Below are 14,388 nucleotides of genomic sequence, written 5' to 3'. Positions count from 1 at the left end.
TGCTTAAACATTGAAAACCACATCTGCCAAAATATGAATTCAATTGCTGATAATAAAACAATCTTGATTGCTCCTTTAAATTGGGGATTAGGTCACGCTACGCGTTGTATTCCAATAATAAAAGCCTTGCAGGAAAATAATTATATTCCAATAATTGCTTCTGACGGGATTGCACTTGAACTACTAAAAAAGGAGTTCCCCTATATAAAAACACTAAAGTTGCCTTCCTACCAAATAGAATATGCCAAGAACGGCAAAAATTTTAAATGGAAACTGCTAAAGAATTTGCCCAAAATGATTGAAGCGGTATTGAATGAAAAAAAAATGATCAAGAAATGGGTTAAAAAATATGGCCTTGACGGCATTATTTCTGATAACCGTTTGGGGGTTTTTAGTAAAAAAGTACCTTCGGTATTTATCACTCATCAATTGAACGTGATTACAGGAAATACCACTTGGATTACAAGTAAACTACATCAAAATATTATAAAAAAATACACCACTTGTTGGGTTCCTGATTTCGAAGGAATTCTAAATTTGACAGGCAAATTGGGTCATATAAAAAATCCAGATTTCAAGCTAAAATACATTGGGCCATTAAGCAGAATGCATAAAAAAGAAACCCGAAAAGTATATGATTTAATGATTATTCTTTCGGGCCCGGAACCTCAACGCGGATTATTGGAAGAAAAATTAAAAAAAGAAATTCTGACCTATAATGGGAATGTTGTTTTTATAAAGGGCGTTATACAAAGAGTTCAAAAAAAGGAACAAATAGGGAATGTTACTTATTATAACTTTATGAATACGCGCCAACTCGAACGCACCTTCAATGAAAGTGATGTAGTATTGTGTCGTTCGGGTTACACGACGATTATGGACTTGGTAAAACTAGAGAAGAAAGCTTTTTTTATTCCAACACCCGGTCAATATGAGCAAGAATATCTGGCAGAAAAATTAAAGGAAGAAGGATGTGCTCCTTTTGCAAGCCAGGAAAATTTCAAAATGGAAGACATCTTAGAGATTAAGAACTATAAAGGATTCCCTTCTTTTGATACTCCAATTGATTGGACAAGTTTGTTTGAGATTTTCGAAGAAGTTAACCAAGTAGCTTTATAAATAAAGTGGTTTTTTTACAAAAAAACAATCTAAATCACTCAAAATAAACAGTTAATTTAAGTTTGAAAATTTTGGTTTTGAATCTGTATTTGTTTCAATTTTTTTGGCGTCCTTGTTTTTAAAATAAAAATGGATGACGACTGCTTGAAAACATAAAAAGAGAACAATCATTACTATCGATAGAAATGTGATCGACGAAAAAAATTAATGCAACGTTGCTATTTTAGGGAAAAATAACCTGATTCAACAACTAGGCTTTGTCCTTCTGGGCTTAATACCCAATCAATAAATGCTTTTGTTTCGCCAGTTGGTCTTTCTCTTAAATACATATACAAATACCTAGAAATAGGATAGGTTTTGTTTTTTATCGTTGCTGCTGTTGGATATATTCCTTTGCTTTTAGCGTCTTTTTTTACTTTGCAGTCCTTAACCCCTTCTGCATAAGCGGCTCCGCCGTAACCAATGCCATATTTGTCTTTTCTTACGGCATTTACAATCGCTGCTGTTCCTTGAAAAGTTTTAACATGTTTAGAGAAATCTCCTTTAACCACGTGCTCTTTAATAAATTCGAAAGTCCCTGAGCTACGTTCTCTTCCGTAGAGCCGAATTTTAGCATCGTCCCCTCCAATTTCTTTCCAGTTAGTGATTTTTCCAGAATAAATGTTTCCTATTTCTTCTATTGTCAGTTCAGAAACCTTGTTTGCTTTATTTAAGAAAATTGACAAACCGTCTTTAGCGCAAGGAACTTCAATTGCGTTTTTTTTATATTTTTCTTTTATTTTTTCTGATTCAGCAGAATTTATTTGGCGACTAGAATTAGCAATGTCGGTTGACCCATTAATCAGGGCAGCGAGCCCTACTCCTGAGTCGCCTCCTGTTACCTGAATGGAAACTCCTGGATGTGTTTTCATGTACGTTCCCGCCCATTTTTGAGACAAAATAACTAAGGTGTCAGAACCTTTTATAGTTACTGTATTTAAAGTTGTAAAAGAAAAACCTATTGTCATTATGACCAATAAAATTGTAACTATTTTAATTTTTTTAGATTTCATGTGTTTATTAAATTTGTATTTTATAAAAAATGAAATGTCCCTTACTACAAATTAGCATAGGGATATTAAATTATTATTCGCTTGAATTATAATTTCCCCTTAAATATCCTTTTGAATATCTTGTCCTAATGTTATTAAAACACAAATAATAAAAAGGCTGCTGAAAAGGGTTTTCATTCTTTATACTTTGAATTAACTTGGCGCAAAGATGTGGCTCCAATGTTAATTTAAGGTTAAGTGAGTGTTATTGTGTTAATAAATCGTGTCTAAGGCGTTAATTTATTAATCTTTGGGAAATTTGCTCTTGGCGTTAGAATCTAATAAATATTGTTGTTGAGCACGATACTTATCTGGGTTTTTTAATCGTTTTGTTGGACTTTTTTTAATGTAAATGAAAACTCGGAACCTATTCCAAACTCGCTTTCTGCATAAATTTTTTCCTTATGGGCTTCAATTATATGTTTCACGATGGCAAGTCCTAGCCCAGAACCTCCCTCTGATCGAGATCCACTTTTATTTACACGATAAAAACGTTCGAAGAGTCTTGGGATATTTTGCTTCTCTATTCCTTCGCCGTCATCACTTATTCGAACCAGCACTTTTTTCTTTGTTAAATTGATTACATCAACTTCTGTTAACCCTCCTTCCTTTCCATATTTTATGGAATTAACAATCAGGTTCTCGATTACTTGCTGTATTTTATCTTTGTCTCCGTGAACAAAAACGGGCTGAATCTGATCGTTTTCAAAAGCTAGGGTAATCTTCCTCTTGTCGGCTTTCATTTCTAATAAGTCAAAAACATTCTGGATCAATTCGACAATATCAAAATCAGAAAAATCTAAATTCAAATCACCTACCTCAAGCTTGGTAATCATATCTAAATCTTCGACAATATAAATTAACCTTTCTACACCCTTTTCCGCTCGTTTCAAATATTTTTTTCGAATGGTTTTATCCTCCATTGCGCCGTCTATAAGTGTAGATAAATAGCCTTGCACGGTAAATAATGGTGTTTTTAATTCGTGAGAAACGTTTCCGAGGAATTCTCTTCGGTATTCTTCCCTAACTTTTAACATTTCGATCTCTAATTTTTTGTCGGTTGCAAATTTCTTCACTTCTCTTGTCAGGGTTTCCATATCAGTTGTTATGGGATGACTCAGTAAATTACTGGATTCAAGAAGGGAAACATCATCGTAGAATTTTTTAACTCTCCGATAAATAAAATGTTCCGCCCTATATTGGATAATAATAAATGAATATATATATATACTAAAGATAAAAATAACGCCAAACGTCAATATACTTTTGAAGCTGACATTGAATAGAATTGTAGCTAGCGGCATTACTAATGCAGTAGCGAAAAGACTAATATAAAAGGCTGAAATTAGAGCAAATCTATAGGTTTTTTTAAAACTTATTTTCATTTTCTATGGTTGGTAATTAGCATAAAATGAACACTATAATTATACTTCAAATTTATACCCGACTCCTTTTATAGTTTTAAAAAGGTCTTCTCCTATTTTTTCGCGAAGTTTTCTGATATGAACATCTATAGTTCTCCCTCCCACAATAACCTCGTTTCCCCAAACTTTATCTAAAATTTCGTCCCGTTTGAAAACCTTTCCTGGTTTTGAAGCCAACAAGTAAAACAGTTCAAATTCTTTTCTTGGTAATGCGATTACGACGTTATCTTTTATGATTTTATATTCTTCCCGATTGATTTCGATTCCGCCTACATTTAGCGTTTCGCTATTTTTTTCTTGTTCTTTCAATCGTCGCAACAATGCCTTAACTTTGCTTACCAATAATTTTGGTTTTATTGGTTTTGTAATATAATCATCGGCACCGGCATCAAAACCGGCCATTTGCGAATAATCTTCACTCCTAGCGGTCAAGAAAGTAATAATTACGTTATTTAATTCTGGAATTTTTCTAATGTTTTCGCAAGCCTCCATTCCATCCATAACTGGCATCATTACATCCATAATAATTAGGTCTGGTAATTCTTTTTTAGCTTTTAAGATCGCTTCTCTACCATTTGTTGCTGTAATAATTTGATATCCTTCTTGAGCAAGATTGTAACCCACTATTTCTAAAATATCCGGCTCATCGTCAACTAGTAAAATCTTCGTGTTTCGCTTTTTCATATTGAGAAAATAAAGTAAATTCATTGTGTTTATAGCTTAAAAACATACAATGATTGCCATTTAGATTGTAAATATAGCAATAAAACAGTGGTTTAAACCGTAGTTAACTGTAAAATAATTTCGTTACAATTTAATAACGTTTGAGACATGTAATGGTAACAAATGGTTAACTTAAACTTTACAAAATAACTTTTCCTTTGCATAAAAAATTTTCATGAAAATTAGATTAATCCTCTTGTCGCTTTTTATCACCGCGATTGGCTTTTCACAAAACAAAGGTACTATTACAGGAACACTGACTGATAAAGATGCCAATAACGAAACACTGCCTTTTGCTAATGTATTTGTTAAAGGAACCAATATAAGTACGACTACAGACATAAACGGGAGCTATACCTTAAACATTGAGGCCGGAAATTACATAGTTCAATTTAGCTTTATTGGATATGATCCTTTGGAAACTTCCACAACCGTTACTTCTGGGGAGACCGTAATTGTAAACAAAGCTTTAGGTTCTGGAGGCTATAAACTAGAGGATGTTATTGTTAAAAGAACTGTTAACAGAGAGAAAGAAACTGCTTTATTAATGGAGCAAAAAAATGCAGTTGAGATCAAACAAGCTATTGGATCCGAAGAATTAACAAGAAAAGGCGTAAGCGATGTTGCTTCTGCTGTCGCTAAGGTTAGCGGAATTTCTAAACAAGAAAGTTCTGGAAGTGTTTTTGTAAGAGGCTTAGGGGATCGTTATAACATAACTACTTTAAATGGCTTGCCGCTTCCATCGAATAATCCAGCAAACAAAAATATTCTTTTGGATATTTTTTCTACAGATATTGTTGAATCTATAGGTATTAGTAAAACTTTCGAATCTCAAAATTATGCTGATTTTGGAGGAGCAAATGTTGATATCATATCAAAAAAAATGAATGGTTCGCCATACTTTAAATTAGGCGCAGCCATTGGAGCAAATTCAAATGTATTAAAATTGGATAATTTTTATTTGCAAGAAGGCCCTTCTTACTTTGGTTTGAAGAAAGTAAGCGCTCCTAGCGACCCCTTATTGCCATACAACTTTGCAACTAGTTGGGATAGAACAAAAAGCAATAGAACGCTAAATAACAATTTTTCTTTATCCGGAGGGAAAAAATTCAATGTTGGGGAAAACAGTAGTATCGGAACTTTTTTTACCGCCTCGTTTGATGCGGATGACAAATATACCGAAGGAATTAGTAGGGGTAGAATAACTGCTCAGGGAACAATCAATACTGATTATTTTAAAAAATCATATAAATTCAATACCAATACAACGGTAATGGGTACTGCTGACTACAAAATTAATAGCGGGAATTCCATGTTATACACCTCTTTATTTTTAAATTCAACTGCGCAGGATTATAGTGAATACAATGGGACAAATATAGATTTTCCGGGTTCGAATGATGCAATAGGTTATATTAAACGTGGTACTTTTGACAAAACACAATTATTTATTAACCAGCTTTTAGGTAAACATAAAATTAATGAAAGATGGAATGCTAATTGGGCTGTTGGATATAGTGTTTTAGATAATACAACTCCAGACCGCATGCAGAATACCTTTGCTCCTGCGCAAAACGGATCAACAGATTACACTTTTGTTAGTACTTCTAGTATTAACAACCATCGGTATTTTCAAAGTTTAGAAGAAAAAGAATTTTCAGCAAATCTTTCTACCTCTTACAGTTTTAATAAAAAAGGAGACGATTTTAAAGGAAAAGTAACGCTAGGCTATTCTGGCAAAATGAAAAATGTTGATTTTAATTCTCAACAATATTCATTTTTTCCTGTAAACAACAAAACCCTTTTTCCAATAGAAGGTGTTAATAATACCGATTTGTATTTAGGAGATGCTAATTTCAATCCAAATTCAGGTGATAATGCTAGTAAACTCTCCCAGTTTTACTCTGGACGTTTAAATATTCATGCCGCATACGGTAATTTATTATACAATTTTAACGATAAATTATCAATTATTGCAGGAGGCCGATTAGAACAAATAGAGCAATACGTTTATTTTCTATCTTTATTAAGACCAGACGGTGACGCATCTACATTTTCGCCCGTAAAGATTTTGCCTAGTCTAACCGCTAAATATAAATTAAACGAAAAGCAAAATTTAAAATTTGCAGCAAGCAACACTTATACATTACCGCAGTTTAAAGAAAAGGTAAGAATACTTTTTGAAGATGTTGAGCAAACTTATGAAGGAAACAGTAAATTATATGCTTCAACAAATTACAATGTCGATTTAAGTTGGGAGTTATATCCTAGTAAAGATGAATTGCTAACGGTAACCACTTTTGGTAAATTAATACAAAACCCAATCAATGAAATGTTTACCAATTCATCTTCAGGGAATATTACCTATGCCAACACCGGAGAAAAAGCTGTTGTTGCTGGAGTTGAATTAGAGTTCAGAAAAAATATTTATGAAACAAAAGACGACAACAATTTAAAGGAAAAATTAACTTTTGGCTTTAATGGTTCTTACATGTACCATGACCAAGATTTAAACACTCAGAAAGTACTTATTGAAAACGGATTTGGCGCAAATTTCACTTTCAAAAATTCAAAGTTATCAGGAGCGTCGGATCTTTTAGCAAATGCTGATGTGTCCTTTACAAAAGAATTCAACAATGATAAAGACCTAACGGCAACTTTGACTTATGCCTATGTGTCTGATAAATTAGCGGTGTTAGGAACTTCGGAAAGAGCTAATCTTGTCGATAAATCAGTCGATAGATTAGACTTTATTTTAAAATCTAATTTGTCTAAAAAATTTAAAGTAGGATTGTCATACAAAAATATTTTAAACCCTAGTTACAAAAGAGTCTCTGAGCAAAGCAAAGCCCCTATTCAATCGAATGATGTCTTAGTGAGTTCCTATAAAATTGGTTCTAATATGAGTTTGTCTCTAGAATATAAATTCTAAAAAACACTTTTTAAAGCTTTAAAAGAGGTAGTCGTTAGCTAACGTCTACCTCTTTATATTTAGATTAATCACTCATGTAAACCTAATGTTAATTAAATGACAGGAATTGTTAAAAATATTAACAGCAAGGTAATAATCCCTTAACGTATTAAAAAAGTATAGTGTGTTTCTTTGCAATGTTAATAAACAAATAAAAAACTAAACAAAAATGAAAAAATCAATTTTAGCAATTTTAACCGTCGTGACAATTGCATTCTCTAGTTGTACTAAAGACGAAGTAATTCCTCAAAGCACTTTTGTATTAAATTCAGCTGATTTAAAAGGAAATATTGAAGATGGAACCGTATCATTAGATGCTACAAAAACGTATACTTTAACCGGTGGGCTAATTGTAAGAAAAGGAGCCATTCTAATTATTCCTGCTGGAACAACAATTATGTCGGATCCTACGGCCGATACTGAAAAAGCAAAAACAATATATATTGCTGTCGAAAGAGGTGCAAAAATCTTCATTAATGGTACAGCGAGCAAACCTGTTGTTATGACATCTGGGAAAGATGTGAAAGCAGAAGGTAACTGGGGTGGATTGATTATATGTGGTGACGGAAAAGTAAACACAGGAGACAACGGATCATCTGAAGTAGGTGATTTGAGCTACGGTGGTAACAACAATGCTGATTCATCTGGAGAAATCAATTACTTGAAAATTTCATATACTGGTTCTCGATTTAGCGCTACTAAAGAGTACAACGGTATTTCTTTCTTTGGTGTAGGTAGTGGTACCATAGTATCAAATATTTACACTTACGAAAGTGGTGATGACGCTGTTGAATTTTTTGGTGGAGCCGTAAACGCTACTAACTTAGTTCTCGTAAACTCCTATGATGACTCGTTAGATTATGCTGATGGTTATGTTGGTACAATTTCAAACGTATATATTTCTGGAATTTCATTTGCGGGCATTGAAGGTTCTAACAACGGAGCTAACGATGTTGCTTTGCCAATGACAAACGCAAAATTATCTAACATATCAATTGTAAAAGGAGCAAACGCTAAATTTACTGCTTCTGAAAAAGCAATCAATTTTAAAGAAGGTGGTGGAATACAAACTTATACAAACCTATTTGTAGATGGTATTACTACTTTTGCTAAAATAGATGGCGGTACAGGGGCTACCGCAAGAATTGCTGCGGGAGAATTTAAAGTAAATACAATAAATTTTGTAACCGCAACCAATACTACCACTACTTACGTAACTACTCAAAATGGAGCTGGTAATGGTGCCACTTTACCTTCTTGGGCAGATTGGACTAAATAAAAATAAATCTTATTTTTAAATACGAAACCGTCTAAAAAAATTTTAGACGGTTTTTTTTATTTAAAAACCAGTGCTTGATTCTCTATTTATGACTATTTTCCTGGAGCAAAATAAATTTAACCTCTTGCGCTACTAGTAGATCCGAATTCACAAATGCAGCTTATGGTACTAAATTTATAACTGCTTTAAATATATTACTTAACCCGTTGGGTGTAATTATTAAAAAACGTCTATTCCAGTATTTTTTGTGCAGTAAAACGGAACAAAAAATGTATCGAGAATCGTTTTTAACGAAATTTAGCACAACAACATCTGTTAAAGAACACATATTAGAACACTCTTTTTCTAAATCAAGCTTCAAAACGTATTTTTATTAATTATGGCATACAATTTGAACTGTTTTTTTTATATCTTTACTGCTCCAAATCATACTGATGGCAAAAAATTACTTTTATATTACTCTTTTATTGGTCTTTTTCTTTTCTCTTGATCTTTCTGCACAAGAGGCAAGACAACAGCCAAAGCTTCAAGAAACTACTTCTATTGAAGGGTTAAACTTGTACCCAAACCCTGTGAGTAATGGCAAAGTATACATCAGCTCGAAAAATGATTTAAACAAGGAAATTATTATTTTTGACGTACTTGGAAAAAAAGTGTTTCAACAAATGATGAGTTCAAAAGAATTGAATATTTCCAATCTTACGCCAGGCGTTTACATCATCAAAGTTAACGAAGCCGGGGCTACTGCCACTAGAAAACTAATCGTTAAATAAGTTTTCTCCTCTTTTTTACTTACCCTACTGTTTTACTTACGACTATTGATTTTGTAGTTCTAAACGGAATTAAAAAATTAACTTCAAAAGGTTTCATAACCAATACTTCATTTGTTCCTTCAAAAAACCAGGCGCTATTAGAAACTAAACTATGAATATTTTTGTGTCCTAAATACATTAAGTTAGTTTTACGACCTTTCGCATTTACTGGCAACTACAAATTGTATAAATCACAAAGAGAAAATCTCAAAAATCATTATTTTATGCTATTTAAGGGTTTAGAATTTTAAAAAATGGCTTGAGTTATTTGAAATTCCAATGTTAAGTTTTCTCAATGTAAACAAATTGTTAAGTAAATGTGTCTTTTATGTAAATATAATTGTTATATTTGTTTAACAAAGCAACAAAATTAAAAACTCTAGTTATGAAAAAGTATATAATTATAATGGCAATATTATTCACAGGAACAATATTCGCACAAGAATCGAAACCCGTATTAGAATTGTTTGGCAAAAAAATTAGAGCAACTTATTTTTATGAAAATGGTCAAATACAGCAACAAGGGTTTTTTGAAAATGGAAAACTAGAAGGTGTTTGGCTTGCTTATGATGAAAAAGGCAATAAAACAGCTACTGGCGAATATACAAATGGTCTTAAAACCGGTAAATGGTTTTTTTGGACTCAAGAAAAAGAAGCGTTGGTTAAAAATTTATGCGAAGTTGATTATTCTAATAATAAAATAGCAGAAATTAAAAACTGGACTCCTAACGCTATGGCGAATGGCTATTAATTATTATTCCTAATTGGGGAAATTAAATAAATTATTATAAATAGCGACAAATGTATTTGTCGCTATTTTTTTTGATGCCACTTACTCTTCTGTCCCAAAAATATTTCCCCAGGTATTTGAATCTTCAAAGTTAATGAAGGAGGTCATCAAAGCCAGTAGAAAACTAATAATTAAACGGTTATACCTCCTTTATGTTTTAAATTAATGATTTTTTTACATTGAATTTTTCTCAATGAAAAAATATTTTGTTATATTTACCTTCTAATTTTAAAAAAAATGTTATGAAAAAATTTTACACTTTATCTTTTATTTTATTGGCAACAGCAATGTTTTCTCAAAACCCAGTTTTAACCGCTTTAGTTGATGGTCCTTGTCCAGGTGGAATACCAAAAGTATTAGAAATTTATGCTAATGGAACAGTTGATTTCACATTATTTACATTGGAGAATCAAACTAATGCTAACACGACTTGGACCGCTCCACAAAGTCTAGCTGCTTTTGGAACAAGAACAAATGAATTTGTATATGTTATTATGACAGGTGCTAATTTATCACTTGCAACCTCCGAATTTCCAGGAATTGTAGCCGGAAATTCTATAGAGTCAGGCACTATGAATTTGAACGGAGATGACAAAGTACGTATAATTAACACTTCTACTACCGCCGTAATTGATCAATACGGAATAGATGGAGACGGAACTGGCTTAGCTTGGGAATGGCTTGATACATACGCAAAAAGGAATAACGGAACTGTTACTACTGGGGGTTTTGTTATAGCTGATTGGACAATTACTCCAATTAACACGCTTGACACTGCTGGTCTTTGTTTAACCACTCCAGGAGCTCAATTGCAAACAATTGTTTCTTTAGGAAGTTTTAGCCCAACTTTATCAAAACCCGAATTTAATATTAATGGCCTTAAAGTATATCCAAACCCAGTAACTGATGGTAATTTATATATTACATCTAATAGCAGCAGTGCTAAAACGGTTGCTGTTTATGACATCTTAGGAAAACAAGTTTTAAACTCTAAAACTTCAAACAATGCTGTAAATGTTTCTAGCCTAAAAGGCGGAGCTTATATTGTAAGAATCACTGAAGACGGAAATACTGATACTAGAAAATTAATTATTCAATAATTAATTTCTTCCCCTTTTCAAAACTCCATTCACTTAGTTGAATGGAGTTTTTTTATTTAATTACCTTTGCGAAAAAAATTCTTGGTGCCAACTCCTGACATATTTTCTATTTCTAACCAAAAGCAATTTGAAAAAGTAGCACTTAAAGTGTTTCGGTTTCAATATGAAAACAACTTGGTCTATCATGAATTTTGCGATTTTTTAAAAACGGAGGTCCAAAAGGTAAAATCATTGGAGCAAATCCCGTTTTTACCAATACAATTTTTTAAAAGTCACAAAGTAGTTTCTAATACAAATCCTATTCAAGAAACCTTTACCAGCAGCGGAACTACCGGAACATTGACGAGCAAGCATTTCGTTACCGATGTTTCTTTATACGAAGAAAGTTATCGAAAAGGGTTCTCTCAATTCTATGGTAACATTGAGAATTATGTGGTTTTGGCTTTGCTTCCTTCCTATTTAGAACGCGAAGGTTCCTCCTTAATTTATATGGTCGAAGATTTAATAAATAGAACCAAAAATCCCGAAAGTGGATTTTATCTTCACAACCACGACGAACTCATCGAGAAATTAATACGATTGGATACTGCGGGACAAAACGTGATTTTGATTGGCGTAACTTATGCTTTGTTAGATTTAATTGAAACCTTCAATAATAAAAGTTCATCAATTGAAAAAGAAAAGAAGGTTCCTGACAACCTTGGGCAAAAAACTGAAAAACTGTCAAAAAAACAAAAATTCAATCTAAAAAACACCATTATAATGGAAACTGGCGGAATGAAAGGCCGTCGCAAAGAAATGATTCGGGAAGAATTACACGAACAACTATGCCAAGGTTTTGGCGTCTCAGCCATACATTCTGAGTATGGAATGACCGAATTATTATCGCAAGCGTATTCGTTAGGAAACGGCGTGTTTGAATGTCCTTCTTGGATGCAAATCCTCATTCGCGATACCGAAGATGCTTTGACTTATGTCGGAAATGGAAAAACTGGCGGAATCAACGTAATTGATTTGGCCAATATAAACTCTTGTTCTTTTATCGCCACGCAAGATTTGGGCAAAAAAAATCCCAACAACTCTTTCGAAGTATTGGGACGTTTTGATAACTCTGATATTCGAGGTTGTAATTTGATGGTTATTTGAAAAAGTTATGAGTTATGAGTTATGAGTTAGGGGTTATGAGTTATGCAGTTCTAATCACAAATATTATCATTCATAAATATCTTTACGATGACCTAAATCTATGACATCAATTAATAGAATCGAATCGAAAATTTCATAGATAATTCTGTAATCTCCAACACGAATTCTATATCCTTTTCTGCCTTTCAGCTTTCTATAACCTTGCGGCCGAGGATTATCTGCTAAATCATAGATTTGTTTTTTGATTGCAGAATAATGAGGCTCATTTATTCTTATCAAAGCTTTAATAGCTTTTTTCTTTAAAGTAACGCGTTAAGTCACCACTAGCTTTTGCGTTTGGCTTCAATTATTTTAAATGCCTCTTCAATTGACACTGAAGGTTCATTTAATGATTTTGCCTCATCGTAAAGACGAACATCTTCTAAATCTTCCAATTTCTCAATCATTTTATTGTATTTTTCAATTGGCAACAAAACTGCTGTTTTTTTTCCTTTTTTATCTGTCAAAAATTGAGTTTCCATAGCTTTCATTTATTTAAAGTAAAGTTATAAAATTATTTAACCCGAATCACAAAATAATTTTTCTTTCCGCTTTGCAGCAACACAAATTGATTGTTGATTAAATCTTTGGCAGAAAGCACAAATTCTTCGGTTACTTTTTCTTTATTTACCGAAATAGAATTGGCTGCCAAAGCACGTCTTGCCTCACCATTTGATTTTAGAAATCCTGTTTTTTCGTTTAAAACATCAACAATGTTGATTCCAGCTTCGATTTCAGTTCTAGCAATTTCTGCTTGAGGAACCCCTTCAAAAACTTCTAGAAATGTAGCTTCATCCAGTTGTTTTAAATCATCGGCAGTGGCATTTCCAAAAAGAATAGTAGATGCTTTTATGGCTTTTTCCAAATCTTCTTTCGAATGAACAAATACAGTTAATTCTGTGGCCAATTTTCTTTGCAAAACTCGTAAATGAGGAGCTTTTTTATGCTCTTCGATTAACACATCGATTTCTTCTTTTCCTAAAAAAGTAAAAATCTTGATGTATTTTTCTGCATCAACATCGGTAGTATTCAACCAAAACTGATAGAATTTATAAACCGAAGTTTTATCGGCGGTAAGCCAAACATTTCCACCTTCGGATTTCCCGAATTTGGAACCATCGGCTTTAGTAATCAACGGACAAGTCATTGCAAAAGCTTTGGCTTCGGTGTTTGGATTCATTCTGCGCACTAATTCGGTTCCTGTCGTGATATTTCCCCATTGGTCTGAACCGCCCATTTGCAAAACGCAATTGTAGTGTTTATGCAAATGATAAAAATCGTATCCTTGAATTAATTGATAGGTAAACTCCGTAAACGACATTCCCTCGCCGTCGCCTGTCAAACGTTTTTTGACAGAATCTTTGGCCATCATATAGTTAACCGTGATTCTTTTACCCACTTCACGAGCAAAATCGATGAAGGTAAAACTCTTCATCCAATCGTAGTTGTTTACTAAAACTGGGGCGTTTATTTCCTTGGAATTAAAGTCTAAAAATCGGGATAATACTTGTTTTATTCCAATGACATTTTTAGCCAAAGTAGTTTCATCAAGCAAATTCCTTTCGTCTGATTTTCCCGATGGATCGCCAATCATTCCGGTTGCTCCGCCAATTAATGCGATGGGTTTGTGACCAAAGTTTTTCAAATGAACCAAAAGAATTATCGGCACCAAACTTCCAATATGCAAAGAATCAGAAGTGGGATCAAAACCAATATAAGTCGTGGTCATTTCTTTCAATAATTGATCTTCCGTTCCTGGCATGATGTCGTGAACCAATCCACGCCATTGTAATTCGGTAATAATGTTTTTCATTTAATAATCAATTTTGACAAAGATAGCAATTCGGAAAACAATAGCAATATCAATTTCAATGGCAATTTCAATGATGATTAG

General features: G+C 33.0%; 13 protein-coding genes and 1 pseudogene. 7 read left to right on the top strand and 7 right to left on the bottom strand.

The window, feature by feature from the left end:
• Positions 1-33 precede the first annotated feature (33 nt).
• Complete coding sequence (locus AABM59_RS01140; RefSeq protein WP_338407147.1) at positions 34-1,119, top strand: glycosyltransferase family protein; 1,086 nt, start codon at positions 34-36, stop codon at positions 1,117-1,119.
• 218 nt (positions 1,120-1,337) lie between these two features.
• On the opposite strand, the gene AABM59_RS01135 is transcribed toward AABM59_RS01140, so the two are convergent.
• From AABM59_RS01135 to AABM59_RS01125, 3 genes are all read right to left on the bottom strand, one after another.
• A complete protein-coding gene (locus AABM59_RS01135) occupies positions 1,338-2,171 on the bottom strand; it encodes a phosphate ABC transporter substrate-binding protein (RefSeq protein ID WP_338407146.1) in 834 nt (277 codons plus the stop codon).
• Between the two features lie 359 nt (positions 2,172-2,530).
• Entirely contained in the window at positions 2,531-3,595 is a 1,065-nt protein-coding gene (locus tag AABM59_RS01130; RefSeq protein WP_338407145.1) for an ATP-binding protein, read from the bottom strand.
• 39 nt (positions 3,596-3,634) lie between these two features.
• Entirely contained in the window at positions 3,635-4,318 is a 684-nt protein-coding gene (locus tag AABM59_RS01125) for a response regulator transcription factor (protein ID WP_338407144.1), read from the bottom strand.
• A gap of 214 nt (positions 4,319-4,532) precedes the next feature.
• On the opposite strand from AABM59_RS01125, the gene AABM59_RS01120 reads away from it, so the two are divergent.
• The 3 genes from AABM59_RS01120 to AABM59_RS01110 all read left to right on the top strand — a co-directional run bounded on the left by AABM59_RS01120 (position 4,533) and on the right by AABM59_RS01110 (position 9,380).
• Entirely contained in the window at positions 4,533-7,289 is a 2,757-nt protein-coding gene (locus AABM59_RS01120) for a TonB-dependent receptor (protein WP_338407143.1), read from the top strand.
• Positions 7,290-7,497: 208 nt separating this feature from the next.
• Positions 7,498-8,607 (top strand): hypothetical protein, encoded by a 1,110-nt coding sequence (locus AABM59_RS01115; RefSeq protein ID WP_338407142.1) that lies wholly within the window; start codon positions 7,498-7,500, stop codon positions 8,605-8,607.
• Between the two features lie 434 nt (positions 8,608-9,041).
• Entirely contained in the window at positions 9,042-9,380 is a 339-nt protein-coding gene (locus tag AABM59_RS01110) for a T9SS type A sorting domain-containing protein (protein ID WP_338407141.1), read from the top strand.
• A 19-nt stretch (positions 9,381-9,399) separates the two neighbouring features.
• Here AABM59_RS01110 and AABM59_RS01105 read toward each other — a convergent pair whose 3' ends face one another.
• The gene (locus AABM59_RS01105) at positions 9,400-9,558 is read right to left on the bottom strand and encodes a hypothetical protein (protein WP_338407140.1); all 159 of its coding nucleotides are present in this window, start codon (positions 9,556-9,558) and stop codon (positions 9,400-9,402) included.
• A gap of 246 nt (positions 9,559-9,804) precedes the next feature.
• On the opposite strand from AABM59_RS01105, the gene AABM59_RS01100 reads away from it, so the two are divergent.
• The 3 genes from AABM59_RS01100 (at position 9,805) to AABM59_RS01090 (ending at position 12,455) form a co-directional block, all read left to right on the top strand.
• Complete coding sequence (locus AABM59_RS01100) at positions 9,805-10,170, top strand: membrane-binding protein (protein WP_338407139.1); 366 nt, start codon at positions 9,805-9,807, stop codon at positions 10,168-10,170.
• A gap of 281 nt (positions 10,171-10,451) precedes the next feature.
• Complete coding sequence (locus tag AABM59_RS01095) at positions 10,452-11,309, top strand: T9SS type A sorting domain-containing protein (protein WP_338407138.1); 858 nt, start codon at positions 10,452-10,454, stop codon at positions 11,307-11,309.
• A gap of 81 nt (positions 11,310-11,390) precedes the next feature.
• Positions 11,391-12,455, top strand: a complete 1,065-nt coding sequence (locus AABM59_RS01090; protein WP_338407165.1) for an acyl transferase — start codon at positions 11,391-11,393, stop codon at positions 12,453-12,455.
• 66 nt (positions 12,456-12,521) lie between these two features.
• On the opposite strand, the pseudogene AABM59_RS01085 reads toward AABM59_RS01090, so the two are convergent.
• From AABM59_RS01085 to tyrS, 3 genes and pseudogenes are all read right to left on the bottom strand, one after another.
• A pseudogene (locus AABM59_RS01085) lies at positions 12,522-12,749 on the bottom strand (type II toxin-antitoxin system RelE/ParE family toxin); the annotation flags it as partial.
• Positions 12,750-12,778: 29 nt separating this feature from the next.
• Positions 12,779-12,976 carry a hypothetical protein gene (locus AABM59_RS01080; RefSeq protein WP_338407137.1) on the bottom strand — a complete coding sequence of 66 codons (198 nt, stop codon included), beginning with the start codon at positions 12,974-12,976 and terminating at the stop codon, positions 12,779-12,781.
• A gap of 32 nt (positions 12,977-13,008) precedes the next feature.
• Positions 13,009-14,307: a tyrosine--tRNA ligase gene (gene tyrS / locus AABM59_RS01075; protein WP_338407136.1), complete on the bottom strand. Its 1,299-nt coding sequence runs from the start codon at positions 14,305-14,307 to the stop codon at positions 13,009-13,011.
• Between the last annotated feature and the right edge of the window lie 81 nt (positions 14,308-14,388).

It is taken from the genome of uncultured Flavobacterium sp. (genome assembly GCF_963925185.1).
GTDB lineage: Bacteria > Bacteroidota > Bacteroidia > Flavobacteriales > Flavobacteriaceae > Flavobacterium.
This window is presented reverse-complemented; position numbering and strand designations above follow the sequence as displayed.